Genomic DNA, 24,680 nt, shown 5'->3' on the forward strand with positions numbered 1-24,680 from the left:
ATGGGAGCCCTCTGTATAAGTACCCCATAAGGGGAAGACGAGGGGATACAGTTTTATGAAAGCATTGACGAATACTGATTTCCATTTTGATGGACAGAAGAGTGTTTACCACGGCAAAGTACGTGACGTTTACAACATCGACGACGACCTGATTGTGATGGTCGCCACGGACAGAATCTCTGCATTCGATGTGGTGCTGCCCAAGGGCATTCCTTTCAAAGGACAGGTGCTCAATCAGATTGCCGCCAAGTTCTTAGACTCCACGAACGACATCTGCCCCAACTGGAAACTGGCCACCCCCGACCCTATGGTGACCGTGGGTGTGAAGTGTGAGGGATTCCGCGTGGAAATGATCATTCGCTCCATCCTCACCGGCTCGGCTTGGCGTGCCTATAAGGATGGCTGTCGCGAACTGTGCGGCGTGAAGTTGCCCGAGGGCATGCACGAGAACGAGCGTTTCCCCGAACCCATCGTCACGCCGACGACGAAAGCCGACGAAGGTCACGACATGAATATTTCGCGTGAAGAAATTATTGCGCAAGGCATCGTGTCGGCCGAGGACTATGCCGTCATTGAGGACTGGACACGCAAGCTCTTTGCTCGTGGCCAGGAGATTGCGGCCAAGCATGGACTGATTCTTGTGGATACCAAATATGAGTTTGGCAAGAAAGGCGATCAGATTTATCTGATAGACGAAATACATACTCCCGATTCCAGCCGTTATTTCTATGCTGACGGCTACGAGGAGCGCTTGGCCAAGGGCGAACCCCAAAAACAACTCTCCAAGGAGTTTGTACGTCAATGGCTCATAGAGCACAACTTTATGAACGAGCCAGGCCAGACCATGCCCGAGATAACGGATGTGTATGCCGAGAGCGTGTCGGATCGTTACATAGAACTTTACGAGCACATCACCGGAGAGAAGTTCGACAAAGCCGCAGAGGCAGGAGATATTGCAGCTCGCATAGAAAAAAACGTCAAGGACTATCTTGCCTCCCGCAAGTAACCCCACCTTATGTATAAGCAAGAGGAAATCAAGCCTTACGACGAGAAGAGCGACAAAGGGGCGTTGGTAGAGGAAATGTTCGACAACATTGCCCCTAATTACGACACCTTGAACCATCGTCTGTCATGGAACATTGACAAGGCATGGAGGCGCAAGGCCATTGGACAGCTGGTGCCCTATGCCCCTCGGGTCGTGCTCGACATAGCCACGGGGACGGGAGACTTTGCCATACTGGCAGCCAAGATGCTCAAACCGGAGAAACTAATAGGGGCTGACATTTCCGAAGGGATGATGACCATTGGAAAGAAGAAAGTGAAAGCAGAGGGATTGGACGAGGTTATCTCGTTCTGTCGGGAGGATTCGCTTCACATGTCTTTTGCCGACGAGACATTCGATGCCGTGACCGCTGCCTTCGGCATTCGTAATTTCGAGGATCTGGATCAAGGGCTCAGGGAGATGTTCCGTGTGCTGAAGACAGGCGGACATCTGAGCATTGCCGAGTTGACAAGGCCCATCTCGTTTCCAATGAAGTCACTCTTTACGTTTTATGCTCATACTTTCTTGCCTGTCTATGGCAGTTTTATCTCGAAAGACAAGAGTGCCTATTCTTATCTCACGGGCCACCATTGAGGCTTTCCCGCAGGGAGAGGAGATGATGGCTATACTGAAAAAGGCAGGGTTCCGCAAGGTTTCGTTTCGTCGACTTACCTTTGGCATCTGTACGCTCTACTTCGCCGAAAAATAACCCAAACCACAATAGTCCCACCTGATAAAGTATACAGACGATGGATAAATATGGACTGATAGGCTATCCGCTGATGCACTCGTTCTCTGTTAATTACTTCAATGAGAAATTCCAGAACGAGGGCATTGATGCCGTCTACGAAAACTTTGAAATTCCCACCATAGACGGGTTTCAGGAGATTATCGACACAACACCCGGACTGCGCGGCCTCAATGTCACCATTCCTTACAAGGAGAAAGTTATCAGCTATCTGGACTCACTGAGTCCGGAAGCCAGGGCCATCGGGGCCGTGAACGTCATCAAAGTGATTCACAAAGGCAAGAAGACTCTCCTGAAAGGCTATAACAGTGATGTCATAGGGTTTACCAAGAGTATTGAGCCTTTGCTTGAAACCTATCACAAAAAAGCCTTGGTGCTGGGGACAGGCGGGGCATCGAAAGCCATCGACTTTGGACTTAAGGCTCTGGGGCTGGAAACAGTGAAAGTGAGTCGGTTTGAGCGGCCAGACACCATCTGCTATGAGCAGGTGACAGCAGACGTTGTCAAGGAGTACAACGTCATTGTCAACTGTACGCCAAGCGGCATGTATCCTCATGCAGACGAGTGCCCCAATCTGCCTTACGAAGCCATGGACAGCCGCACGCTGCTCTACGACTTGATTTACAATCCGGACGAGACACTATTCATGAAGAAGGGATTGGCCCAGAATGCAACTGTCAAGAATGGTTTGGAAATGCTTCTGCTGCAAGCCTTTGCCAGCTGGGAGTTCTGGAACAGCAAGGAATAAGGGAGGCAGAACAAGAAAAACAAGACTGATAAATCAAAGAAAATATGAACAACCGATATATGATGCGAGGCGTAAGTGCAGCGAAAGAAGACGTACACAACGCCATCAAGAACATTGACAAGGGCATCTTCCCACAGGCTTTCTGCAAGATTATTCCCGACATACTCGGTGGCGACCCCGACTACTGTAACATCATGCACGCCGACGGGGCCGGCACCAAATCGTCGCTGGCCTACATCTATTGGAAAGAGACAGGCGACCTTAACGTGTGGAAAGGAATCGCTCAGGATGCCATCGTCATGAACACCGATGACCTGCTTTGTGTAGGTGCAACGGACAAGATTTTGGTTTCAAGCACTATCGGACGCAACAAGGCATTGGTGCCAGGCGAGGTCATCAGTGCCATCATCAACGGCACCGACGAGCTGTTGACCCAAATGCGGGGTATGGGCATTGACATCTGGCCCACGGGTGGAGAGACGGCTGATGTGGGCGATCTGGTGCGAACCATTATCGTGGACTCAACCGTCACCTGCCGCATGAAACGTGCGGATGTGATCGACAACGCCCATATCCGTCCAGGCGACGTTATCGTGGGACTGAGTTCCACGGGCCAGGCCACCTATGAGAACCGCTATAACGGTGGCATGGGCAGCAATGGACTGACCAGTGCCCGTCATGACATGTTTGCCAAATACTTAGCAAAGAAATATCCCGAGAGCTACGACCACGCCGTGCCCAATGAGTTGGTCTACAGTGGAAAGTTCCGGTTGACGGATGCCGTAGAGGATTCTCCGGTGGATGCCGGCCAGCTGGTACTCTCCCCCACCCGCACCTATGCTCCAGTCATCAAGAAACTGCTCGACGAGCTGCGGCCCGAAATACACGGTATGATTCACTGTACAGGTGGCGCACAGACCAAGGTGCTCCACTTCGTGGGTGATGATTGCCGTGTTGTGAAAGACAATATGTTCTCCGTTCCTCCGCTGTTCAAGGCTATTCACGATGCCTCCGGCACAGACTGGAAAGAAATGTATCAAGTGTTTAATATGGGGCACCGCATGGAAGTCTATGTGCAGCCGGAAGTGGCCGAACAGGTGATTGCCGTGAGCAAGAGCTTCAACATCGATGCCCAGATAGTGGGACACATAGAAAAAGGAAAGCGTTCATTAACCATTATATCCGAATTTGGAGAATTCAATTATTAATGACAGACAGCAACAACAACATATTAGAGAAGCTGGACGGGCTGGAAGCCCGTTACGAAGAGGTGGGAACGCTGATTACGGACCCATCCGTGATAGCCGACCAACAGCGATACGTCAAGCTGACCAAAGAGTACAAGGATCTTGGCGACATCATGAATGCCCGCAAGCGATATGTGGAGTGTCTCAACGCCATCGCCGAAGCCAAGGATATTTTGGCTAACGAAAGTGACCCCGACATGAAAGAGATGGCCCGTGAAGAGCTTTCTGCCAATGAGGCTTTGCAGCCGCAGCTGGAAGAGGAAATCAAGATTGCCCTCGTGCCCAAGGATCCTGAGGATGCCAAGAACGTACAGATGGAGATTCGTGCCGGAACCGGCGGCGACGAGGCAGCTCTGTTTGCCGGCGACTTGTTCAGCATGTACAAGAAGTTCTGCGACTCGAAAGGTTGGAACCTGAGCGTGACCAGCGTCTCGGAGGGTGCTGTAGGAGGATACAAGGAGATAGACTTTGCCGTGAGTGGTGACAATGTATATGGCGTGTTGAAGTATGAGAGCGGCGTGCATCGCGTGCAGCGCGTGCCGGCCACCGAGACACAAGGCCGCATGCACACCTCGGCGGCCACCGTAGCCGTGCTTCCAGAGGCCGACAAGTTCGAGGTCAACATCAACGAGGGCGACATCAAATGGGACACTTTCCGTTCGAGCGGGGCAGGCGGCCAGAACGTCAACAAGGTGGAATCCGGCGTGCGTCTGCGTTATCCTTGGAAGAATCCCAATACGGGCGAAGTGGAGGAAATTCTCATCGAATGCACCGAGACGCGCGACCAGCCCAAGAACAAGGAGCGCGCCCTAAGCCGTCTTTATACCTATATCTATGACCATGAGCATCAGAAGTATCTCGACGACATCTCCAGTCGCCGCAAGAGTCTGGTTTCCACGGGAGACCGTAGCGCAAAGATTCGCACCTACAACTTTCCGCAGGGACGTGTCACCGACCATCGTATCGGCTATACCACGCACGACCTGCAAGGTTTCCTCGGCGGAAACATTCAGGACATGATAGACCATCTCACCGTAGCCGAAAATGCAGAGAAACTCAAAGAAAACGAATTATAACCCTCCCATGACTCGCAAACAACTCGTAGCACAGATATTCGACAAGCAGACGTTTCTGTGCGTCGGCTTGGATACCGACATCAAGAAAATCCCAACTCATTTGCTGACAGCCGAAGATCCTGTTTTTGAATTCAACAAGCGCATTGTCGATGCCACCGCCCCTTATTGCGTGGCCTACAAGCCCAACTTGGCTTTCTATGAGAGTTTGGGCGTGAAAGGCTTGGTTGCTTTTGAACGCACGATAGCCTATCTCAAACAGCAATGTCCCAAGCATCTCATCATCGCCGATGCCAAACGCGGCGACATTGGCAACACCTCCACGATGTATGCCCGCACATTCTTCGAGGAGTACAATCTCGATGCTCTCACTGTGGCTCCTTATATGGGAGAGGACAGCGTGAAGCCCTTCCTGGCCTACGAGGGCAAGTGGGTGGTATTGCTAGCCTTGACATCCAACCAAGGCTCGCACGACTTTCAGCTTACGGAGGACGCACAAGGCGAACGTCTCTTTGAGAAAGTGCTGCGCAAGAGCCAGGCGTGGGGCGACGAAGACAACATGATGTATGTCGTAGGCGCCACCCAAGGTCGGATGTTCGAGGATATTCGCCGCGTAGTGCCGTCGCATTTCCTGCTTGTGCCCGGTGTCGGCGCCCAGGGCGGCAGTCTGCAAGAGGTGTGCCGGTATGGCATGACCAGTCAGTGCGGCCTGTTGGTCAACTCCAGCCGCGGCATCATTTATGCCGGAAACGGAGAAGACTTTGCGGAAATGGCAGGACAGAAAGCACGGGAGCTACAACAGCAGATGGCTGCAGAGCTGTCTAAAATCCAGGGCTAAGGCTCATTCGGAAAATGCCAAACGGCATTCCCGTGGCTTCCCGCTTGCCAAAATAATTGGGCAACAGGTTCCTTTTCCTGTCGCCCAATTATTTTAGAAGCCTGAAGCAAAAGCCGAAACAACCGGCAAAAAGAACGGACAAAAGCTTGTCTGTTTGTTACTTGAACACGATTTTCTTATGGTTCGCGATGTAGATGCCGTTTGCCCGCGGAGCGCCAACCCTGCGCCCCTGCAGGTCGTAGCAGTCATTGTCGGGGGCGCCGTGTCTCAACTCTCGAATGCCGACGGTTTCGTTGTCCTTTGAAGCCAGCAGTCTCAGATTGTCAATGTAGAGCAGACTGTTGTTGGCCGCGCCGACGGCTGCCGATGTTCCAAATCCCAACGAAATGGTGACCAGTTGTCTTTCAGCCAGTTCAAAGTCGTAGCACAGCTGCTGCCATGTGCTGGGCTGCGTGGGATACTGGAAGAAAGTCTTGTCAGCCGTGATGATTCCAGTCAGCGATGTGTTCACGTTGCCTCCCTGACTCACAACGGTTTGTCCGTCGTTCCGGCTTTCGTTGGTACATACATAGCGGGCATTCATGAGCAGTCGATACTTTCCCTTGTCAAGGCTTGTCTGCTGCGTGATGGCATTTCCGCCCTTGTCCCATGAGTTGAGAACGGTGAGCGTGCGGTTGCCGCACGCCCCATCGGCAATGGGGCGTGGGCAGCGGTCAACATAGTTGCCCACGTTGCCGGGACTTGCACAGTAGAGCGTGGTGCTGTAGGGCATGGAATACATGCGGCAGAACTTGGAACCGCCATGCAGTGTGTTGGCTGCCGTCCACCCCTTCACGGGCAAGATGTTGGGCCATCTGCTGTCATTGGCCTGCACCGTGTTCACATAACACGGGCTGTAGGTGTTGCCTCCTATTGTCACATGACCAGTCGCATCGCCATAGGTCACGTCTTCTTCAAACGAGGCGTTGGCTATATGGTTTACCGTAATGTCGTTGTAGCCTACGGTGAGGTCTTCTTCTTTATCTTCGGGAAACTCGTTGGTTTCTTCTATCAAGAGCTTGCCGTCAACGATGCTGAGCTTCAGCGTGCCGGCCATGTTGGTGCGTCGGCGCACCACCTTCCCATGGCCCACCATGGCTGCTACGTCCACAGGCGCAAGGTTGCCCTGCAGGTTTTTCAGGTAAACAACGTTGGGCGAGTTTTTATCCTGAACGGCTTTTATTCCGTTCTTGCCGCTGATGAAGAATCGGAGCTCGCCAGTTATGGCGTGATTCTCCTCTGCCACAAAGCTGGCCGAGGCCTTTCCGTCTTCAATGTCGGTCTCGACGTTGAACACCGGGGCCCCGTAGGCCGTGCCAACCTTTTGTATTTTGCATTTTTGGTCGCTGGCAAAGTTGCACAGCAGCAGGTAGAACGTGCTGTCCGGGTCGGCCGCCATGGCGCCGTTCCATCCCTCCGGACAGACAAGCTGCCGGCCTTTTTCAAAAAGCCGCCGCGTGCCGGTGGCGGTCGTGTTGCTGTAATAGACCAGGGCGCGGCGGTCTACCACATCATTCCGCCGGCAAGTCCGCTTGCCGGCACCGTAGAGCGTATAGAGCCGGGCCGTCAGTATCGAGTTGTTGTTGCTACGATCGCCGAAAGCCATGTCCTTGTATTTCCCGTCAGCGGCAAGCTGCACAATGCCCAACGCATTGTCGACGTTGACCCATGGCGTGCTGAACGTGGAGAGGCCCGCCCCGTCGAGCTGCCTGTGTCCCGTCTCGGTGTAGAGCGTCCGCCGGGTCTTGGTCAGCTCGTCCACGCTCACGGCCGTCAGTCCGCCCTTTTCGGCCGTGATGACGGCATCGGCGTTTGCACGCACATTGTCCAAATAGATCACAGCATTGCCGGGTGTGGCGTAAATGGCAAATCGGTTGTTCAGCGTCCCCTCATTGGTGTTGAGCTCGCCGTTCATGGCAAAACTGTTGCCTTTCAACTGATAGATGCCGCTCACCACGGGCGTGGCGTTGGTTTTCTTGCCGCTCACTTCGTACCATCCTATGAGGTTTCCGGTGTTGTTGGCCCTGTAAGGCACGATGATTTTATTTTTGTCCACCGAGTTTGCCGCGATATATCCCGTGTAGCTTTGCAGTCCCTTGCTCCACGAGAAAGTGACAAAGCGGTCGTTGGTCGCGGCCCGCACAATGTTTTGCGACGTGAAGAGCTTGGCCGCGCCATATTGTTCGTTGAAGCAGTTCCAGTCGGTTGCCGTTATCGAGGCCGTGGGCAGGAGCTCGTGCATGAGCCAGGTCATCATGACACGATGGGCTTCGACGCCCATGCGGCGTGCGCCCACGTCGGCCCGCAACAGCCAAGAGCCGTCGGCAGTAGTGGTTTGCCGCGCCTTGATCATCTTGTAGGCCAGGTTCTCAAGCAGCAGTGCATGCGGGTCGCGCAGGAAGCAGGCATTGGTCGAGTAGCTGGTAATCTGGTCATAAAGAAACAGACTCCAGTCGTTGCCGTTGGGCATGGCCAGCTCGCCGTCGGCCAGTGCTAGGTGATAAAGCACCTCTTTCATCACCTTGTCGTTGTTGTGCATGAGGGCGTTTGTCTTCCATTTCTCGTGGCCAATCATTGCCGTTTGGAACAGCTTGAGCGCCAAGGCGGCCTCACCCAACTCTTGAACGACCACATTCTGGTAGGAAGTATGAAAGTAGTTGTGGTTCTGGAGCGTGTAGTCGTCGTAGAGGTTCTGCCCACGATACAGGTCTTTTACCGTGACGTTGTCGTAGTCGGGGTCGATGACTGTCATGTCGTTGGCATCGTCTTTCTGCGAATAGCTGTTGATGGCAAACTCGCGCAAGCGGGCAAACCAGCGGGGCGCCAGCTCGTCATTCGGCATCAGGCCCAAGGTTGCGGCCAGCACGTCGGCCTCCCATCCGTTCTCCTCGGCCTTGGTGTCGCCTGCATAGCCCGTGGGTATGGTGCGCTCCAGCTGGTAGTTGCACTCGGCCTTCAGCAGTTGGCAGACCTGTTTTTTCTGCTCGTCCGACAGCTTGTCCCATTGGAAGAAGGCCGAGTAGGCCACCGACATGGCCCACAGCGAGCTTTCCCACACATGGTCTCGCACAGAGGTGGAGCCCCAGTAGTCGCCGCCGGCACACGTTTTCAGCCTGTTGGCCTTGTGTGTGCTGTAGGCAAAGACGAGGCTTTTCATGGCCATTTGCTCCAGGTCGGCCCAGGTAACGCCGCCAGGCAGCACCACTTTCCCCCGGGCATACTTGACGAGGAAAGCGCAAACCATGGACAGATCAGCGTTGGGCCTCACGCCCTGCTCGTTGCCGCCCATGGTGTTCTCGCCTTTGAAGCATCCGCAAGCCTCGCCCAGACTGTTGGCAGTTGCACAGTGCTGGAAGTCGTTCTTCATGTAGACGGAGAAGTTGGCCAGCATCTGCAGCAGGTCCGCCTTCATGGCATCCTCCTCCACGAAACGGGCCGTTATCACGCCCTCGGTAGGGCTTTCTACGCTTTGCTCCGAGCCATCGTTGTCGAACAAGACGTTGTGCACGGGCTGCGAGGCGGCGGCAGCCTGGTGGTTGATCGCAAAGAGCGACATGGTAAGCAAGGCGCAAAATGCAAAGGTAACGGTTCTTGGCATAACTTTTTGTTTGGATTGTTAATATTTTCAGGATGGCACCGTTGAGTTGCCATGGTGCAAAGATAGCAAAAAAATGGGGAGACGATGCGTTTAAAATAGAAATAGATACGGCTTGCCGCCAGTTTGGCCTTGCGATTGCACGGGAATCATGCGGTCAGAAAGGCGTAAACGCGAGCCGAAAAGCCCGTAAACGCGAGCTGATAAAGCCGTAAACACGGGCGGAAAAAGGCGTAGACGCGGACGAAAAAAGGCGTGTGGGGTGGATAGGAACCGTATTGACGGCCGAAGCCGGCTTTGTTTTCAGTCGAACAATGACGGGCCAAGAGGCGCATCGGGGACTGTGTCGGCAGTGTCTTTGGCTGTCTCCTCAAAACTGAGCAGCAGTTGCCGCGCACGGTCTGAGTTGGGATTCAGACGGTAGATGCCGCGCTGGGTGTGCTCAACGAGCGAGCTGGGGTATCTGCTGTTGGTGCGCAGGAATTGGACTACACGCATCCGCACCTCGTCCAAGTCGACGGGATGGAAAAAGCTGTTGCTGGCATTGTAGACATGCAGAATGAGCTTTTGCAGCGACATGCCTTGTTCGCCGGCCTCGGTCAGTATGCGCAGGATGGTTTCGTTCATGGGCCAAAAAGGGCCGCAACTCAACGGAACATCAAGCTGCGGCCCTCTTCTATCTCGAACTGTGCTTAGGCAAGAACCACCTTGCCCTCCAAGCCCTTCACCTTGCCTTCTTTCAGCAACCAGCCGATACCGAGCAAAACTTCTGCCTCTGTCTTGCCGGTCTTCTCGGCAAGCTCTGCTACAGACAGGGCGGTGCCTACTGCGGACAGGGCCTGATAAACGTCGCCCGCACGGAATCCGGCGTTCTCGGCGTCTACCAAAACTTCTGATTTCTTGGCTACTGACTTCTTGGTCGTTGTCTTCTTCTTGGCTGCAGTTGTCTTTTCTGCAACTTTCTTCTCTGCTGCTTTCTTTTCTGCCATGATTTAGTGAAACTATTAAATGAACTAATGAATGACTAACCGATTTATGATTTTCTAGGTACAAAATTAGCGTTTTTGCTGCGATTAACAGAGCATAAACGTGAAGAAAATGAGGCGATTAGGAGCTTTTCGCGTGCGAAACCCTGATTTATTGATTTAAATCAATGGTTTTTGCCTACGAGCTCAAACGGCAAGAGCATAAAAAAACCTTCGTGTTCGTCGAAGGCTTGCGGTGCGTACGGGACTCGAACCCGTGACCTCCTGCGTGACAGGCAGGCATTCTAACCAGCTGAACTAACGCACCCTGCATACAAAAATGAGGTGAGAGGCGGTGCGTACGGGACTCGAACCCGTGACCTCCTGCGTGACAGGCAGGCATTCTAACCAGCTGAACTAACGCACCTTTTGGGCTTTCCGGCACCTCATTTCTGATTTGCGGTTGCAAAGGTAGCAATTAATCTCTGTACCGCCAAACAATTCACGGCTTTTTTCATAAAAAAGTTTGCATCACGACAGCATCGTGATACACGTCTCCATCGTAGAGCCAATCGCGGAGTTCTACACCTTTTTGGAACCCCAGATGCTCGAAGAGCTTGATGCAAGAGGCGTTGTCCACGCTGATGAGCGCGTAGAGTTGGTGGATGTGGAGCACGCTGTGGGCATAGTCTATGAGCCTGTGCATGGCCGCCCGACCGTAGCCTTGGTCGCGGTAGAGCTTCTGGATGACGATGCCCACCTCGGCGCGCTGGTGCTGGGGATTGAAATTCACCAGGTCGATGATGCCGATGGTCTCGCCCCGACTGCCGGTTATCATGAGCCGTACCTGCCGGTCGGTATAGATGTCGCCCGAGGCATTGGCAATGTATTCGTGCAGGGCATAGCGCGAATAAGGCACATTAGTGGAGCCCACATTCCACAGTTCAAAGTCGTTTTCAATGCTGTAAAGGGTGTCCAAATCCTCTGGCTCCATGGCTCTGAGGGCGACGTAGGGCAATTGATCGGCTGTGTTATTGCAGGATTTCGGCATCGGTGATGATGGTGTTGTTGGCAGGATTGAAGATGGCAATGCGGACGTTGTCCTGCTGACGGGCAGCCATGAACTCCAGAATCTCGTGGAACGTAAACAGTGAACTGTCGTAGACCAGATAGGTCAAGTCGTTTCCGGCGGCATCCGCTTCCTTTGGGGGCGTAGTGTCGTGGCTGTCGAACAGGCTGCGCAGGGCGTGCTTGCGCACCAGCTGGCGGCATTGTCCTTCGTGTTCGGGGGCGACATGGAAGTGATAGAGCGGGTCTGCCTGTCTGCGGACACTGACAAATCCCAGGCTTCGCCGGGCCTTGACCATCAGCGTGGAGCAGAGGGCGATGGAGGCTTTGACATAAATGCCCAACTGAATTGGCAGGGTGAGCGGCAGGCGCAGGTTGCCATAGTGTTTGCGGAAGAAGATGAGCATGGCCTCGTAGAACACGTGCACGTAGCGGAAACTGGACTTCTGCGTGCTCTCTCCCTTGTAGTGCAGGATGCGCAGGGGCAGGTACCAGTTTTGCCATCCGGCTTTGAGCAGCCGGTAGCTCAGGTCGATGTCTTCGCCATACATGAAGAAGTCTTCGTCGAGCAGCCCTATCTCCTGAAGCGCCGTGCGCCGGAGGAAACAGAAAGCGCCGCTGACAATCTCGATCTGGGCCGGCTCGTCCCAGGAGAGGTGCCCCATGTAGTATTTGGCAAAACGGCGGTGATGCGGGAAGTGCTTGGTGAGTCCCACCATCTTGTAGAAAGAGGTCATGGGGGTGGGAACGCCCCGTCGCGACTCCAAGGCATCGGAACCCTCAATCTTCTGCATGCGCACCCCTACCCCGCCGGCCTGCGGATGGGTGTCCATGAAGTCGACACAGGCCTGCAACACCTCCTCACCCACGATCGTATCGGGGTTGAGCAGCAGCACGTACTCGCCCTGGCTTTGCCGGATGGCCTTGTTGTTGGCCTTGGCAAAGCCCAGATTATGACTGTTGCTCATGAAGACGACAGACGGAAAACGCTCCGACAAATATTCGATGGAACCGTCTCGGGAGTGGTTGTCGATGACGATAACCTCGGCCTCCATCCCTTGCAAGGCCCGCATTACAGACTGCAGACACTGCTCCAGATAGAACTTGACGTTATAGCTTACGATGATGACCGAGAGCTTCAATGGGCGGAAACTTCCTGATTGCATCTGGCATGGGACGGATAAATGAAGCACAGACTCAACAGGCCAATGATGGCCATGTAGCCAAATGCCACGTTCATGAACTGGTAATAAAGCCAGGTGTTGGCCACCATCGGGAGTCCAATCATCATGAGTCGGCAGCTGCCCCACCGGGTCAGACTGGGTGCAGGGCTGCCCGTGAGCCTGCGGCGAATGCTGCCGAAACGGAACAGGCGCAGGGCCAAGGGTATCAGGCAGATGGTGACCAGCTCCATACAGAGGGCGGCATAATAGTCCAGGGTCGTGTCGGCTGTCCACGAACCACTCAGCAGAATGTCGTTTTCATAGAGCGTCAGGGGGATGAGACAAGCGAGGACAAGGGTCAGAAACTCTGCCAACAGAATGTTGCGGGTGTGATTCATGATGGAGGAATTAGGACAATGGGATGCGGTTCAGAATGGAACGGCCCAGTGTCACTTCGTCGGTATATTCAAGTTCGTTGCCCACCGAAATGCCGCGGGCAATGACAGTCAGCTTGACGGGATAGGGCTTGAGCTGGCGGGAGATGTAGAAATTGGTGGTGTCGCCCTCCATGGTAGAGCTGAGAGCCAACACCACCTCCTTGATTTCTCCCTGCGCCACCCGCTTGACGAGGGAGTCGATTTGCAGGTCGCCGGGACCAATACCGTCCATAGGCGAGATGACTCCACCCAGCACATGGTAAAGTCCGTCGTACTGTTGTGTGTTCTCCACGGCCATGACATCCTGCACGTTCTCCACCACACACACGGTGGTGGCGTCGCGTCGGGCATCCGAGCAGATGGGGCACACATCAGTATCACTGATGTTATGGCACACCCGACAATACTTAATGTCTTTCCGCACCCGCTGCACGGCATCGGCAAAGGCCTCGGCACGCTCCACGGGCTGGCGCAACAGATGGAGCACAAGGCGCAAGGAGGTCTTGCGCCCTATGCCCGGAAAGCGGCTGAACTCTTCGACAGCCTTTTCGAGTAAAGCGGAGGGATATTGTTCCATCGCCGGTGGCAGTCTTGCAGTTAGAGGTAGATGCCGAAACCGAGTTTCAGTCCGATGGTGGAGTAGTCGGAGTGTTTCTTGAAACTTTGCTGGTAATAGATGGAGGGCTCAATGGTTACCGTGTGGCTGATGAAGAAAGCATAGCCCACTTCTACGCCCGGCATGAGGTCGTTGTAGTTGTGGCTGGCATGGACAAACTTGCAGTTGGCCCCCAGAAAGATGCCGTTTTGGGTGATGTAATAGCGTCCGCCCACACCGGCTTGAAAAGCATTGGCAGCTCCCTTGCCCTCGTGTTGAAAGCCGGCTTCGCCCAGAACCATCAGGTTGTCGGCAGCCATATAGCCGGCCTTGGCCTGAATGCCCAGGCTCAATTCCTTGGAACCGTTGTAACTCAAGTCGAATCCCGAAAGGGATGCTCCGGCATACATCTTGCCCTCTTCAAATTGCGCGTGGGCACAGACGGCCATCGTCATGGCCACAAGGGCCGTAAAAAATCTCTTCATGTTCTTTTTATTGGTGTTGTTGGAATCTGTATTATTGCTGCTGCTTGCGGTGCCACACGGCAAACCATGCACAGGCAATGACGAGTGCGACGGCCGAACCCACATAGCCTATCGTGGTGTTGAGTCCCAGTGCCATGGGCGAAATGAGCAGGAAAGTGAAGCAGACCACCGTCATGAAAACGGCAGGGACAAAGGTAATGAAATAAGGCTTGTGCTGCCGAACCAGATAAACGGTGAGGGTCCAAAGGGTGAAGACGGCCAATGTTTGGTTGGACCAGCCGAACCACTGCCAGATGGTGTTGAACCCATTGGGGTTCTCCATCTGCCATACAAGCAGGGCTATGGCCAGCAGAAACATCGGGACGGCAATGTAGAAGCGCTTGGCGATGCTCCGCTGTTCCAGATGAAGGGCTTCGGCAATAATCAGGCGGGCACTGCGGAAAGCTGTGTCGCCACTGGTGATGGGGGCTGCCACTACACCGAAGACGGCCAGAATGCCGCCGAAGAAGCCCAGCCAACCGGTGCAGACTTTCTCGACCACGTTGGGGGCCGTGAAGAACTGTATCAGTGTCTTGCCCTCACCGTTTTGATATTGGCCCAGAAATTCATTGACGGCCTGTGCGTCTACACACTCGCGCCAGCCTCCATAATAGAAGAAATACATGGAAACCGTAGCCCAAATCAAGGCTACCATGCCCTCGGTAATCATGGCTCCATAGAAAATGGGACGGCCATGCCGCTCGCTGTTGATGCACCGGGCCATCAACGGGCTCTGCGTGGCATGGAAGCCGCTGATGGCCCCACAGGCAATGGTAAGGAAGAGGCAGGGGAAAAGAGGATTCTCGGCCATGTAGGCAGTGGTGCCCAGAAGAGCGGCCGGGACATTGCGATTGCTCTCGCCAAGATTGCTCCAGAGCTCAGGAAGGTCGGGCACTTTAATGAATAGGCATACCATAAGGGCCACGGCCATGAAGAGCAAGGCAAAGGCAAAAATGGGATAGAACTTGCCAATAATCTTATCAATGGGCAGCATGGTGGCCAGAATGTAATAGACAAAAATAGCACTCACCCAGCCCATGGTGGTTCCACCCAGGTCCTTGAGCAGGAGGGCCGGACTGTAAACGAAGACTACTCCCACCATCATCAGCAGAAAAACGGAGAAAACCAGCATGCCGCGCTTAGCCGTTTTGCCAAGGTAATCACCTACGAGCTGCGGCAGTCCGGCTCCGTCGTGGCGCACGCTCAACATGCCTGAAAGATAGTCGTGCACGGCCCCGGCAAAGATGCAGCCCAACACAATCCACAAGTAGGCTTTGGGACCGTACCATGCTCCCATAATGGCGCCAAAGATGGGACCGGTACCTGCAATGTTGAGGAACTGAATCATGAAGACTTTCCAATTAGGCATTGCCATGTAATCCACACCGTCTGCATGCGCTATGGCAGGCGTGGGCCGGTTGTCGGGGCCGAAGACATGTTCTACAAACTTTCCGTAGAGCAAGTACCCTACAATCAGGGCCAGGAGGGAAATAGTAAAAGAAATCATCTCTTTCGTTCGGTTTATAACTCTTGCAAAAGTAATGGTAATTTTTGAAATAACGAAAAATAATCACTACCTTTGTGCCAAATAATATCGAAATGCAAACACGATTTTTTGCCACTATATCTATTCTTCTCCTGTTTTTTGTTTCCGACGCACGCGCATACGAAAGCTCTCCCAAATACGAGATGCGAGCCGTATGGGTGACCACGATTGGCGGTCTGGACTGGCCGCACAGCTATGCGCAGAGTTCACGAAGCATTGAGAAACAGCAGAAAGAGTTGCGTCGTCTCCTGGACGATTATCAGAAAGTAGGCATCAATACCGTATTGCTGCAAACGCGCATACGGGGAACCGTGATTTATCCGTCGGCCATGGAGCCTTGGGATGGCTGCCTGAGCGGCTTCCCCGGGAAATCGCCGGGTTATGATGCCCTGAAGTTTGCCGTGGACGAGTGTCATCGGCGGGGCATGGAACTCCATGCCTGGATGGTGACCATTCCTGTGGGCAGATGGGAGAAGCTGGGGTGCCAGTCGCTCCGCAAACGGTACCCGGGCCTCATCAGGCGAATCGGAACGGACGGATACATGAACCCAGAAAACGCCAAGACGGCAACTTATCTGGCAGACATGTGTGAGGAAATTGTGCGCAACTATGACGTGGATGGTGTTCATCTGGACTATATTCGTTACCCGGAGACCTGGAAGCTGCGCGTTTCGGGAGATCAGGGACGACACAACATCACAACTATAGTCCGGGCGATTCACGACAGGGTGAAAGCATTGAAGCCTTGGGTAAAGATGAGCTGTTCGCCTATTGGCAAGTTTGATGATTTGAGTCGGTATTGGAGTCATGGCTGGAATGCGTACAGCAAGGTGTGTCAGGACGCACAGGGTTGGTTGCGCGAGGGGCTGATGGATGCTCTCTTTCCGATGATGTATTTCCGGGAAAACCAATTTTTCCCTTTTGCCATTGACTGGGCAGAGCAGAGCGAAGGCAGGATGGTGGCACCGGGGCTGGGCATTTACTTTTTGGATCCCAAGGAGGGAAACTGGAAACTGGATGACGTGAAGCGGCAGATGGAGGTGCTGCGGATGTACGGGATGGGGCATGCCTACTTTCGTGGCCGCTTTTTGACGGACAATGTGCAAGGCATTTACGACTATGCCGGGCACTTTGACTCGTATCTGGCTTTGGTTCCGCCCATGACGTGGCAAAGCCGGGAACTTCCTGCTACACCAACCATGCTGACCGTAGGACAGAATGGACTGAGGTGGCAAGGAACCACACCTTATTATAATATATATAGTAGCCGGACGTGGCCGGTGGATACGAAAGATGCTGCAAACCTGATTGCCATGAGGCAACAAGGCGACAGGCTGACGGTTCCTACGGAGAACAGGTATTTTGCAGTGACAGGAATGAATCGCTATGGCTGTGAGAGCAAGGCTTTGCAAAGTGTCAAAGAAGAAGCTGCCGTGCCTTCCTCTCGCTTGTTGCTGCCCTGCGATGGTCGCCAACTTCGGCTCCCTGCCAAGGGCAGCATGCTTGATGCAGACTTGCTGCTGATAGAGTCGCTGCAAGGTTGCATGGTCTGTACACGCCCTTATCAAGGGCGATTCTTGGATGTTTCTCTGGTTCCCGAGGGATGCTATGTGTTGAAATCATTGGGAGCCAAAGGAGTAGCCCATCGGCTGGGCTTCTTCATGATTAGGCGAAAGCAAGGCTGACAGGCCTGGCGAGTGCATTTAGTGCATGTTAGCATCTACGAAAGAGAGCGGCAGCAAATCCTTGATGCTTTGAATACGATAGACACCTGACTCGCCATAGAGCAGAATCTCGACGGGCTGCTGATAGCGGTCTTCTATCTCCAAAATGACTTGACGGCAGGCTCCACAGGGGCTTACAGGCTCTTGGCGCAGCCCACGGTCGTCGCTGGCAGCTATGGCCAGCATTCTGACAGGCTGGTCAGGATAGTTGGCTTGGGCTGCAAAAATGGCTGTACGCTCTGCACACAAGCCCGAGGGAAAAGCTGCATTCTCTTGATTGGCACCAATGATGATTTGCCCATTGGCCAGTAGAAGCGCAGCCCCTACATAGAAATGACTGTATTTGGCATAGGAATTCCTTGTGGCTTCGGCAGCACGCAGCACCAACGTCTTTTCTTCTTCGGAGAGCTCATCCAGCGTGCAGAACTCCATATGAATATTCAGATTGACTTTCTTCATATTGGTTTAAGTTTTGTTCGGTCTATATTCGTAAGCGCCTATGTCCGGACGTGTATCACGTTCGTCCCCGTCGTGGTCGATTGGCAACGTTGTGGCTGGATTGGCCTTGTCGATAGCCGATGACACGCTATCAAGATGAAAGTCGTAACGCAGGAGCTTGGTATCTATCCGTTTGAAATGTTTGACACCGCAGGTTGTGGTGTCCTTGATGTCCTCGTAGACCACGCGGGTGAAGTGAAGGCTGTCTTTCGTCACTATGCGTGGGGTGCGGATGATGCAGTCGGAGAAAGCGTAGTTGGCCACTCGGGTAGTATCTTGCAGATGGGCCATCAGTACATCGTCAGCATAACCTGTAATGAGACTGTTCTGTATGGATAGGTTGACCAGCGGGTGTTGCGACGTGAAACGAAAGGCGGCTCCCCGATTAGAGTCGAAAGGATAGAACTGCGCCAAGGTGCATTGGCTCATCATGACGCTGCCGCCATCAATCCGCATGCAGTCGTTAAGTGTATTGCTGATTTGGGTGTTCTCTATTGTCAACTGACTGTTGATGGCGCGAAGACCGTAGCCTTGACAATTATGGATGGTGGAATTGGCAAGAGAGAGCTTCGGCTTGTCGACAGCCGAGGAATCGATGAGGATACCGTCGTAGGTCCCGTGAATGTCAGTATAGGCAAGAGTGTTGTTGTAGGAGGACGGATAGAAGTGGATGCCTTTCCATTGTCCTGGAACAAAGTCGTAAGGCAGATAGTCAAACATTCGGTCAAGTCGGTCGCCTTTGAGTGTCACGGGCTGGCTGGCTGTTCCCTCGCTCTTCAGACAACCACGCACGTCCAGCCCAGCATCGCCATGAAAATAGAGCGTGGTCCCGGCAGCAAGAGTGAGCGTAGCTGCACTGTCTATCTGAATTCCGCCATAGATAACGACAGGACGAGTGGAACTGTTCAGAGTCGAGTCCTTGGTGATGTGCACGTTGCGCAAAAGCGTAGCATCCCAAGACCAAGCGTTGAGTTGAACCTTTTGCTCTACCCCACTCTCTAATGTGAAAACGAGATTGTCCAAGCTCTGCTGGGGAGAGACAGCGTGATTGGAGGGCGACGTGAGTTCAACAAAGACGCGGATGCTGTCTTTGTTTCTCACCTCAATATCAGAAATGGAATAATCTGTTGCGGCTCCTAAATACTCGCCGTCGACATTGACGCGATAGCCCGAACGGCTCCCGTTTTCCAATCGAACACGGATGGCACGGAGCCCGTCGCCGGATTTGTTGTAGACCCAAAAGGATTTGGCAGCCGAAGGAACATTGGAAAAAACGGTGTCCATCATGACCGTGTCTGTGGAGAAAGTGAGAATATGTGACGACGAAGTGGAGAACGTGTCATCGTCTGCACAGGAACTCGCCAAGGAGATGGCGGCAAACACCATAGGAATCGCCAATATTGATTTCATGGTAAACTAACGAAAACTACCGGCTTTTATTTTGCATATACCAAGGATGGATGGCAAAATTGTAGAGAAGGAATGCGATACCCAAGACCGCAAGTGCCGCTAACAGAACCCAATCGGAGTTGCCCAAGAGATAGCCCAGTGCCAACCCAAGTGCCAGCCCCGTCTCCCATCCCAGGAAGAAGGTGCTCTGCGAGGTGCCCCGTTCACAATGGCAAGCCAGTTTGATGAAGAAAAGCAGAAAGCGTGACCCAATAATACCGATGCCGAAGCCAGAAAACATGGCAGCCAGCGCTTGAGAGGCATTCTCATGGCGCAGGAGCAACAGCAGGATGGCAAACCCTATGAGAAGACTTCCTACTGTAGTTTCGCTCTTGAGTTCAGCATTGGCAAAGACGTATTTCTCAGCCAGAATGGCAACGAGGAATCCTGCAATCATCACCATAAAGAAATAGTTGGAGAGTTGTGTGGAGATAATGAGCCCCATGGTGAGCGTGATAAGAATCAAGTTTAAATAGAGTGGCGTACCGTGAACCAGAAAGAAACGGTCGAGGCTGAACCAATGTCTAAAATCCTCAGGTGCCTTAAAAGGGAACTTGATGCTCATGACCAGTAGTACCGAGAGCAAAGAGCAGACGGAGGATACGAGAATCATTTCCTTGAAGCCGAGGTGAGTATAAATCCAAAAGCCAAGAAAAGGGCCGACGGAAAGAGCCAGCCGCCCGAACCAGGAAGAGGCATGATTGGCCTCTGTTCGCAGGAAAGACTCGCAGGTGTCAATGACCAATGTGCTTGTCATGGTCATTTGGGCAAGCCCGTAGCAGCAGCCCACCCCCATGCCTGCCAAAAGAGTGAGCAGATGATAATGGCTGCCCATGAGGTAATAATACCCCAGAATGGCCGTCTGGGCCAGGATGGCCACGATGCAAACACGGCTGCGCCGGTGACGCTGGATAAGACCGGACAGGAAGCCACCAGGCAAATAGATCCCGACAGCATAAGCTACAAAGCACAGCGCCACGAAGAGTTTGGGGTAGCCATGATGCAGCAAGTGAACTGGCAGGACAGGCAGAAGCATGTACACTGACATTGTAAGCAAAAGATTTGCTAAAGCAATATGCAGGAAATTCTTATGCCACAGACGGAAGTGTATGGGAGTATTTTGAGTATCCATTACTTCGTGTTGTCGTGCCAGACGTTGATTTGGGACAGGGAAAGGTGAGTGAAATCGGCAACGACAGTATCTGCCAACGGGACAATGAGTTCGTGGGGATTGGTGGTGGACAGCCCGACGGTCAACATCCGGGCGGCACGAACGGCACGCAACCCATTCAAACTGTCTTCAAAGCCGGCGCACTCCTTGGGAGCTACTTCAAAAACAGATGCAGCCTTAAGGTAGCAGCAGGGATCAGGCTTGCTGCGCTCAAAGTCTTCGCTGGTAAGGATAGCTTCAAAGTAGTGTTTGAATTCAGGATGCTTGCGGTAGACATTTTCCATCTTCTCACGGTTGCTGCTCGTCACCACGGCACGCTTGACACCGGCCTCGCCCAAGGACTGAATAAAGGATTCAAACCCGGGAATATAGTTGTAGCTCATCTTTTGCTCAAAGTCATTAAGACGCTGCGTGATAAGTTTTTGCTCTTCTTTCTGGTCGGGGAAGTATTGCTCGTAAAGCTGAACCAGAGTCATGCCCTTGATTTTTTGCTCCAATCCATCCTGGTTGGGAAAATAAAGACGGAACAGGGAGCCCCAGAACTGGGTGTATTGTGTTTCGGTATCGAATACCACTCCGTCAAGGTCGAATAAAGCTGCTTTAATCATTATTTCAAGAATTTGGTGACAAAGTTACGAAATTAAGTCGTAACTTTGCAGAGTATCCCAAAGAATTCCTTATAGGAAAGAAAGGGATTGGTCTCCATGATACACAACATGAATAAAGATATTGTCAAAGACATACTCCGGTATTTCCCTAATCTGACGGAAGTACAGATAGAGCAGTTTGCAGCTTTGGACGCACTCTATCGCGACTGGAACAGCAAGATTAACGTCATTTCACGGAAAGATATTGATAATTTGTATATCCACCACGTGCTTCATTCACTTTCAATAGCTAAAGTAATCCGTTTCAAGGCGGGTTCCCAGATTCTGGATTTTGGCACGGGGGGCGGGTTCCCTGGAATCCCCTTAGCCATCCTGTTTCCAGAATGCAAGTTTCGGTTAATTGACGGAACGGGGAAGAAAGTCCGGGTGGCGGCAGAAGTAGCGGGGGCAATCGACCTGCACAACGTGGAGCCGGTACATCGACGAGGCGAAGAGGAGAAGGGCAGATTTGATTTTGTAGTGTCCCGTGCCGTGATGCCATTGATGGAGTTATCCAAGATAGTGAGGAAGAATATGGCCCGAGAACAGCGCAATGCACTACCCAATGGACTCTTGGTGCTCAAAGGAGGAGACCTGCAAGAAGAGTTGAAACCCTTTGCCAAGGTAGCAGAAGTGACCCCTATCTCTGATTATTTTGATGATGAATGGTTCAAAGGGAAAAGCGTGATTTATCTTCCTATTAAGTAGTTTAATCCTAAGTGAACGAATAATTTATTAAAGAAAGATGTTGGAAATCAAGTGCTTTGCATGCAACATGATTCAAGAGAATTGTTACGTGGTTAGTGATGAAACTCATGAAGGAATCATCATTGACTGCGGGGCATTCTATGAAAGTGAGCGAAAGGCTATAAAAAAATACATTTCAGAGAAAGGCATCGTCCTGCGGCATTTGGTCGCTACACATGGGCACATTGACCATAATTTGGGCAATCGGTTTGTTTGGGAAAGCTGGGGGCTGAAGCCCGAGGTGCACCGGTCGGATGAAGAGCTGATGAAAAGTCTGCCAGAGCAGGCCTCGTCATTATGTGGAATCATGATGTCCGATGATGATTTTTCACCTGTAGGCAAATTCCTGGCCGCGGATGATGTGATTTGTTTTGGTTCCCATCAGTTTACACTTCTGGAGACTCCGGGCCATACTCCGGGGAGTGTGTTTGTCTATTGTGCGGAGGAGAATGTCGCTTTTTCTGGTGACACCTTGTTTCATTATAGCATTGGACGTACTGATTTCCCCGGAGGCTCCATGTTCATGCTGATACAAAGTCTGCGCATGGTTTGTCAGTTGCCGGATGAGACACGGATATACCCAGGCCATGGAGAAGAAACAACGATTGGGACAGAGCTGGCCGGGAATCCTTATCTTGACCGTTAGTCTGCACCTGACAATTGCAATCGTATGTCCATATCTAACGGCCTCACCCACGATTCGTATATCCTTGGCATCGATCCTGGTACCAACGTTATGGGATATGGGGTGATCCATGTGCACGGCAACAAGGCAGACTTGGTGGCAATGGGGGTTATTGACCTTCGGAGAATCGAAGATCCCTATCTGAAATTGGGGCGTATATTTGAACGGGTTACGGGCATTATTGATGAATATTTGCCAGACGAAGTGGCAATTGAAGCTCCTTTTTTTGGAAAAAACGTTCAGTCCATGCTCAAGCTGGGACGTGCACAGGGGGTCGCCATAGCGGCAGCCATCCATCGTGACATCCCCATTCACGAATATGCCCCTTTAAAAATCAAGATGGCAATCACGGGCCAAGGACAGGCTTCCAAGGAGCAGGTGGCCGGCATGCTACAGCGACTGCTGCACATTCAAGAGGGCGACATGCCCAAGTTCATGGATGCAACCGACGCACTTGGGGCAGCCTATTGCCATTTTCTGCAGTTGTCCACGCCTGATACGGGGGCTCGCCATTATGGAAGTTGGAAAGACTTTGTAGGCAAGAACCCAAGTAGGGTGAAAGGGTGAGCCTATTCTTAAGATTCCAAAATCATGATATGATGATGAACGAATGTTATTCTGATTCTTCGCAAAAGGTGAATTCGGGACAATCCTTGGTTAAGATTACCAAGGGTATCTGTACGATGCCGGCATGGAGAATGACTTCCCCCGTTGATTTTGAAAGTTGTGAAGGGGAACAAATTGCCATTGTCGGGCCCAATGGAGGCGGAAAATCCATGTTGGTAGACATTATTACCGGGCGTCATCCACTTCTCGGAACCGGGCCCATGTATGATTTCTCTCCGAGTCTGCAGCCTTTGGTGTCGGACAATATCAAGTATATCGAGTTTCGCGATGCCTATGGCGGTGACAACGACCGCACTTTCTTTCTCCAGCAACGATGGAATCAAATGGAAATAGACGAATCGACACCAACGGTGAGTTCAAGACTGGAGGAATCCTATTTGCGGGCAGGCGATGACACAACTGCCCGTCGTGCGTTGCAGCGTCGCCTGTATGAGCTGTTTCAAATGAAAACCTTGCTGGATAAATACATAATCCTGTTGTCGAGTGGCGAACTTCGGAAACTAAAACTCATAGAAGCCTTGCTCTCCCTCCCACGGGTACTCATTATAGACAATCCGTTTATCGGACTGGATGCCAAAACCCGCGAACAGCTTCGCATGCTGTTGGCTACTATTGTCAAGGAACAGTCTCTGCAGATGATGCTGGTTCTTCCCAAAAGCGACGACATTCCCTTTTTCATCACCCACGTTGTGGAAGTAAAAGGCAAGGTGGTCGGCCCAAAGATGACACTTGAAGAATACTTGAACACACAACCGGAAGTTCCTGAGCATGTGCTTGGCCAAGAAGAGGAGAAGAAGATTCTAAATCTTCCCTATAAGGCCGGGGAATATCACTGTGAAGAAGTGGTAAATATGCACAATGTCTCTATTCGCTATGGCAACCGTACCATTTTGAATGCCCTTTCGTGGACCGTCCGTAATGGAGAGCACTGGGCTTTAAGCGGACCGAACGGTGCAGGAAAATCCACGCTTCTAAGCCTCGTTTGTGCAGACAATCCACAGAGCTATGCCTGTGACATCACCTTGTTTGGTCAAAAAAGGGGGTCGGGAGAAAGCATCTGGGACATCAAACGGCATATAGGCTATGTGTCGCCGGAGATGCACCGGGCCTATCGACGGGATTTGCCCGCCATTCGTATAATAGCCAGTGGGCTCAAAGACAGTATAGGACTTTATGTCAAGCCGGATGAAAAAGAATATGCGGCGTGTCGATTTTGGATGGAGGTCTTTGGGCTAAGTGGCTTGGAAAATCAGACGTTCCTTAAATTGTCGAGTGGCGAGCAGCGACTGGTACTCCTAGCGCGGGCATTTGTAAAGGACCCGGAGCTTCTGATACTTGACGAACCCCTGCACGGCCTTGACAACAGAAATCGCCGATTGGTCAAGGACATTATAGAGACATTCTGCCATCGGCACAACAAGACTCTGGTCATGGTCTCCCACGACGAAAGTGATTTGCCGGCGTGCATAGATCATCGTATCCAACTCGCAAGACATTAATTTCT

24 protein-coding genes, 2 tRNA genes and 1 pseudogene are annotated in these 24,680 nt (G+C 52.4%); 12 read left to right on the forward strand and 15 right to left on the reverse strand.

The annotated features are described in order from the left end of the window. Nucleotides 1-55 precede the first annotated feature (55 nt). The 6 genes and pseudogenes from PREDE_RS03130 to pyrF all read left to right on the forward strand — a co-directional run bounded on the left by PREDE_RS03130 (nucleotide 56) and on the right by pyrF (nucleotide 5,696). Nucleotides 56-1,006, forward strand: coding sequence for a phosphoribosylaminoimidazolesuccinocarboxamide synthase (locus tag PREDE_RS03130; RefSeq protein WP_005843402.1), 951 nt, complete (start codon nucleotides 56-58; stop codon nucleotides 1,004-1,006). Between the two features lie 9 nt (nucleotides 1,007-1,015). Continuing rightward, nucleotides 1,016-1,751 (forward strand): annotated as a pseudogene (gene ubiE, locus PREDE_RS03135) (bifunctional demethylmenaquinone methyltransferase/2-methoxy-6-polyprenyl-1,4-benzoquinol methylase UbiE). Between the two features lie 40 nt (nucleotides 1,752-1,791). Beyond that, nucleotides 1,792-2,538, forward strand: a complete 747-nt coding sequence (locus PREDE_RS03140; RefSeq protein WP_005843398.1) for a shikimate dehydrogenase family protein — start codon at nucleotides 1,792-1,794, stop codon at nucleotides 2,536-2,538. A gap of 44 nt (nucleotides 2,539-2,582) precedes the next feature. Beyond that, entirely contained in the window at nucleotides 2,583-3,746 is a 1,164-nt protein-coding gene (locus PREDE_RS03145) for an AIR synthase-related protein (protein ID WP_005843396.1), read from the forward strand. Next, nucleotides 3,746-4,861 carry a peptide chain release factor 1 gene (prfA, locus tag PREDE_RS03150; protein WP_005843395.1) on the forward strand — a complete coding sequence of 372 codons (1,116 nt, stop codon included), beginning with the start codon at nucleotides 3,746-3,748 and terminating at the stop codon, nucleotides 4,859-4,861. Before PREDE_RS03145 ends, prfA begins: the two co-directional genes overlap by 1 nt. 7 nt (nucleotides 4,862-4,868) lie before the next feature. Then, nucleotides 4,869-5,696 (forward strand): orotidine-5'-phosphate decarboxylase, encoded by an 828-nt coding sequence (pyrF, locus tag PREDE_RS03155; RefSeq protein ID WP_005843393.1) that lies wholly within the window; start codon nucleotides 4,869-4,871, stop codon nucleotides 5,694-5,696. 157 nt (nucleotides 5,697-5,853) lie between these two features. On the opposite strand, the gene PREDE_RS14165 is transcribed toward pyrF, so the two are convergent. The 11 genes from PREDE_RS14165 to PREDE_RS03210 all read right to left on the reverse strand — a co-directional run bounded on the left by PREDE_RS14165 (nucleotide 5,854) and on the right by PREDE_RS03210 (nucleotide 15,589). Beyond that, nucleotides 5,854-9,333, reverse strand: a complete 3,480-nt coding sequence (locus tag PREDE_RS14165; protein WP_015298426.1) for a hypothetical protein — start codon at nucleotides 9,331-9,333, stop codon at nucleotides 5,854-5,856. Between the two features lie 300 nt (nucleotides 9,334-9,633). Further along, entirely contained in the window at nucleotides 9,634-9,957 is a 324-nt protein-coding gene (locus PREDE_RS03165) for a hypothetical protein (RefSeq protein ID WP_005843387.1), read from the reverse strand. Between the two features lie 65 nt (nucleotides 9,958-10,022). Next, entirely contained in the window at nucleotides 10,023-10,319 is a 297-nt protein-coding gene (locus PREDE_RS03170; protein ID WP_005843385.1) for a winged helix-turn-helix domain-containing protein, read from the reverse strand. A 230-nt stretch (nucleotides 10,320-10,549) separates the two neighbouring features. Then, nucleotides 10,550-10,623 (reverse strand) — tRNA-Asp (locus PREDE_RS03175). A gap of 25 nt (nucleotides 10,624-10,648) precedes the next feature. Continuing rightward, nucleotides 10,649-10,722, reverse strand: a tRNA-Asp gene (locus PREDE_RS03180). Nucleotides 10,723-10,809: 87 nt separating this feature from the next. Next, nucleotides 10,810-11,289 carry a GNAT family N-acetyltransferase gene (locus tag PREDE_RS03185; protein ID WP_235777460.1) on the reverse strand — a complete coding sequence of 160 codons (480 nt, stop codon included), beginning with the start codon at nucleotides 11,287-11,289 and terminating at the stop codon, nucleotides 10,810-10,812. Nucleotides 11,290-11,326: 37 nt separating this feature from the next. Next, nucleotides 11,327-12,529 (reverse strand): glycosyltransferase family 2 protein, encoded by a 1,203-nt coding sequence (locus PREDE_RS03190; RefSeq protein ID WP_005843380.1) that lies wholly within the window; start codon nucleotides 12,527-12,529, stop codon nucleotides 11,327-11,329. After that, entirely contained in the window at nucleotides 12,502-12,924 is a 423-nt protein-coding gene (locus PREDE_RS03195) for a hypothetical protein (RefSeq protein ID WP_005843379.1), read from the reverse strand. The genes PREDE_RS03190 and PREDE_RS03195 overlap by 28 nt, the downstream gene beginning before the upstream one ends. A gap of 10 nt (nucleotides 12,925-12,934) precedes the next feature. Continuing rightward, entirely contained in the window at nucleotides 12,935-13,540 is a 606-nt protein-coding gene (gene recR, locus PREDE_RS03200) for a recombination mediator RecR (RefSeq protein ID WP_005843377.1), read from the reverse strand. 20 nt (nucleotides 13,541-13,560) lie between these two features. Next, entirely contained in the window at nucleotides 13,561-14,043 is a 483-nt protein-coding gene (locus tag PREDE_RS03205; RefSeq protein ID WP_005843376.1) for an outer membrane beta-barrel protein, read from the reverse strand. A 31-nt stretch (nucleotides 14,044-14,074) separates the two neighbouring features. After that, nucleotides 14,075-15,589: a carbon starvation CstA family protein gene (locus PREDE_RS03210; RefSeq protein WP_005843374.1), complete on the reverse strand. Its 1,515-nt coding sequence runs from the start codon at nucleotides 15,587-15,589 to the stop codon at nucleotides 14,075-14,077. A gap of 92 nt (nucleotides 15,590-15,681) precedes the next feature. On the opposite strand from PREDE_RS03210, the gene PREDE_RS03215 reads away from it, so the two are divergent. Further along, nucleotides 15,682-17,313: a glycoside hydrolase family 10 protein gene (locus PREDE_RS03215; protein WP_005843372.1), complete on the forward strand. Its 1,632-nt coding sequence runs from the start codon at nucleotides 15,682-15,684 to the stop codon at nucleotides 17,311-17,313. A gap of 18 nt (nucleotides 17,314-17,331) precedes the next feature. Here PREDE_RS03215 and cdd read toward each other — a convergent pair whose 3' ends face one another. Together cdd and PREDE_RS03225 are read right to left on the reverse strand one after the other, a co-directional pair. Then, nucleotides 17,332-17,811: a cytidine deaminase gene (cdd, locus tag PREDE_RS03220; protein ID WP_005843371.1), complete on the reverse strand. Its 480-nt coding sequence runs from the start codon at nucleotides 17,809-17,811 to the stop codon at nucleotides 17,332-17,334. 6 nt (nucleotides 17,812-17,817) lie between these two features. Next, nucleotides 17,818-19,137 carry a right-handed parallel beta-helix repeat-containing protein gene (locus PREDE_RS03225; protein WP_005843369.1) on the reverse strand — a complete coding sequence of 440 codons (1,320 nt, stop codon included), beginning with the start codon at nucleotides 19,135-19,137 and terminating at the stop codon, nucleotides 17,818-17,820. Between PREDE_RS03225 and PREDE_RS14225 the strand changes: the two genes are divergently transcribed. After that, nucleotides 19,127-19,270, forward strand: a complete 144-nt coding sequence (locus tag PREDE_RS14225; RefSeq protein WP_244879149.1) for a hypothetical protein — start codon at nucleotides 19,127-19,129, stop codon at nucleotides 19,268-19,270. The two genes, PREDE_RS03225 and PREDE_RS14225, sit on opposite strands and share 11 nt — an antisense overlap. Nucleotides 19,271-19,276: 6 nt before the next feature. Here the strand turns inward: PREDE_RS14225 and PREDE_RS03230 are convergent, their stop codons facing one another. Both PREDE_RS03230 and PREDE_RS03235 read right to left on the reverse strand, forming a co-directional pair. Continuing rightward, nucleotides 19,277-20,431, reverse strand: a complete 1,155-nt coding sequence (locus PREDE_RS03230; protein WP_005843365.1) for an MFS transporter — start codon at nucleotides 20,429-20,431, stop codon at nucleotides 19,277-19,279. Next, nucleotides 20,431-21,078 (reverse strand): HAD family hydrolase, encoded by a 648-nt coding sequence (locus PREDE_RS03235; RefSeq protein WP_005843362.1) that lies wholly within the window; start codon nucleotides 21,076-21,078, stop codon nucleotides 20,431-20,433. The genes PREDE_RS03230 and PREDE_RS03235 overlap by 1 nt, the downstream gene beginning before the upstream one ends. A gap of 96 nt (nucleotides 21,079-21,174) precedes the next feature. On the opposite strand from PREDE_RS03235, the gene rsmG reads away from it, so the two are divergent. From rsmG to PREDE_RS03255, 4 genes are read left to right on the forward strand one after another with little or no spacing between them, the layout of a single operon-like run. Beyond that, nucleotides 21,175-21,825 carry a 16S rRNA (guanine(527)-N(7))-methyltransferase RsmG gene (gene rsmG / locus PREDE_RS03240; RefSeq protein ID WP_005843360.1) on the forward strand — a complete coding sequence of 217 codons (651 nt, stop codon included), beginning with the start codon at nucleotides 21,175-21,177 and terminating at the stop codon, nucleotides 21,823-21,825. A gap of 37 nt (nucleotides 21,826-21,862) precedes the next feature. Next, nucleotides 21,863-22,510, forward strand: a complete 648-nt coding sequence (locus PREDE_RS03245) for an MBL fold metallo-hydrolase (RefSeq protein ID WP_005843358.1) — start codon at nucleotides 21,863-21,865, stop codon at nucleotides 22,508-22,510. 24 nt (nucleotides 22,511-22,534) lie between these two features. Beyond that, the gene (gene ruvC, locus PREDE_RS03250; protein ID WP_005843356.1) at nucleotides 22,535-23,116 is read left to right on the forward strand and encodes a crossover junction endodeoxyribonuclease RuvC; all 582 of its coding nucleotides are present in this window, start codon (nucleotides 22,535-22,537) and stop codon (nucleotides 23,114-23,116) included. Nucleotides 23,117-23,145: 29 nt separating this feature from the next. Then, entirely contained in the window at nucleotides 23,146-24,675 is a 1,530-nt protein-coding gene (locus PREDE_RS03255) for an ATP-binding cassette domain-containing protein (protein WP_005843354.1), read from the forward strand. Nucleotides 24,676-24,680: the final 5 nt, after the last annotated feature.

The organism is Prevotella dentalis DSM 3688 (genome assembly GCF_000242335.1).
Taxonomy (GTDB): domain Bacteria; phylum Bacteroidota; class Bacteroidia; order Bacteroidales; family Bacteroidaceae; genus Prevotella; species Prevotella seregens.

What these genes read in the sequence shown, in the direction of transcription:
- ruvC (WP_005843356.1), top strand. Translation starts at nt 22,535, where the DNA reads ATGTCCATATCTAACGGCCTCACCCACGATTCGTATATCCTTGGCATC.
- rsmG (WP_005843360.1), top strand. Translation starts at nt 21,175, where the DNA reads ATGATACACAACATGAATAAAGATATTGTCAAAGACATACTCCGGTAT.
- cdd (WP_005843371.1), bottom strand. Translation starts at nt 17,811, where the DNA reads ATGAAGAAAGTCAATCTGAATATTCATATGGAGTTCTGCACGCTGGAT.
- PREDE_RS03215 (WP_005843372.1), top strand. Translation starts at nt 15,682, where the DNA reads ATGCAAACACGATTTTTTGCCACTATATCTATTCTTCTCCTGTTTTTT.
- prfA (WP_005843395.1), top strand. Translation starts at nt 3,746, where the DNA reads ATGACAGACAGCAACAACAACATATTAGAGAAGCTGGACGGGCTGGAA.
- PREDE_RS03130 (WP_005843402.1), top strand. Translation starts at nt 56, where the DNA reads ATGAAAGCATTGACGAATACTGATTTCCATTTTGATGGACAGAAGAGT.
- PREDE_RS03225 (WP_005843369.1), bottom strand. Translation starts at nt 19,137, where the DNA reads ATGATGGACACCGTTTTTTCCAATGTTCCTTCGGCTGCCAAATCCTTT.
- PREDE_RS14165 (WP_015298426.1), bottom strand. Translation starts at nt 9,333, where the DNA reads ATGCCAAGAACCGTTACCTTTGCATTTTGCGCCTTGCTTACCATGTCG.
- PREDE_RS03255 (WP_005843354.1), top strand. Translation starts at nt 23,146, where the DNA reads ATGATGATGAACGAATGTTATTCTGATTCTTCGCAAAAGGTGAATTCG.
- PREDE_RS03195 (WP_005843379.1), bottom strand. Translation starts at nt 12,924, where the DNA reads ATGAATCACACCCGCAACATTCTGTTGGCAGAGTTTCTGACCCTTGTC.
- PREDE_RS03235 (WP_005843362.1), bottom strand. Translation starts at nt 21,078, where the DNA reads ATGATTAAAGCAGCTTTATTCGACCTTGACGGAGTGGTATTCGATACC.
- PREDE_RS03210 (WP_005843374.1), bottom strand. Translation starts at nt 15,589, where the DNA reads ATGATTTCTTTTACTATTTCCCTCCTGGCCCTGATTGTAGGGTACTTG.
- PREDE_RS03205 (WP_005843376.1), bottom strand. Translation starts at nt 14,043, where the DNA reads ATGAAGAGATTTTTTACGGCCCTTGTGGCCATGACGATGGCCGTCTGT.
- recR (WP_005843377.1), bottom strand. Translation starts at nt 13,540, where the DNA reads ATGGAACAATATCCCTCCGCTTTACTCGAAAAGGCTGTCGAAGAGTTC.
- pyrF (WP_005843393.1), top strand. Translation starts at nt 4,869, where the DNA reads ATGACTCGCAAACAACTCGTAGCACAGATATTCGACAAGCAGACGTTT.
- PREDE_RS03165 (WP_005843387.1), bottom strand. Translation starts at nt 9,957, where the DNA reads ATGAACGAAACCATCCTGCGCATACTGACCGAGGCCGGCGAACAAGGC.
- PREDE_RS03230 (WP_005843365.1), bottom strand. Translation starts at nt 20,431, where the DNA reads ATGGATACTCAAAATACTCCCATACACTTCCGTCTGTGGCATAAGAAT.
- PREDE_RS03190 (WP_005843380.1), bottom strand. Translation starts at nt 12,529, where the DNA reads ATGCAATCAGGAAGTTTCCGCCCATTGAAGCTCTCGGTCATCATCGTA.
- PREDE_RS03140 (WP_005843398.1), top strand. Translation starts at nt 1,792, where the DNA reads ATGGATAAATATGGACTGATAGGCTATCCGCTGATGCACTCGTTCTCT.
- PREDE_RS03145 (WP_005843396.1), top strand. Translation starts at nt 2,583, where the DNA reads ATGAACAACCGATATATGATGCGAGGCGTAAGTGCAGCGAAAGAAGAC.
- PREDE_RS03245 (WP_005843358.1), top strand. Translation starts at nt 21,863, where the DNA reads ATGTTGGAAATCAAGTGCTTTGCATGCAACATGATTCAAGAGAATTGT.
- PREDE_RS03185 (WP_235777460.1), bottom strand. Translation starts at nt 11,289, where the DNA reads ATGGAGCCAGAGGATTTGGACACCCTTTACAGCATTGAAAACGACTTT.
- PREDE_RS03170 (WP_005843385.1), bottom strand. Translation starts at nt 10,319, where the DNA reads ATGGCAGAAAAGAAAGCAGCAGAGAAGAAAGTTGCAGAAAAGACAACT.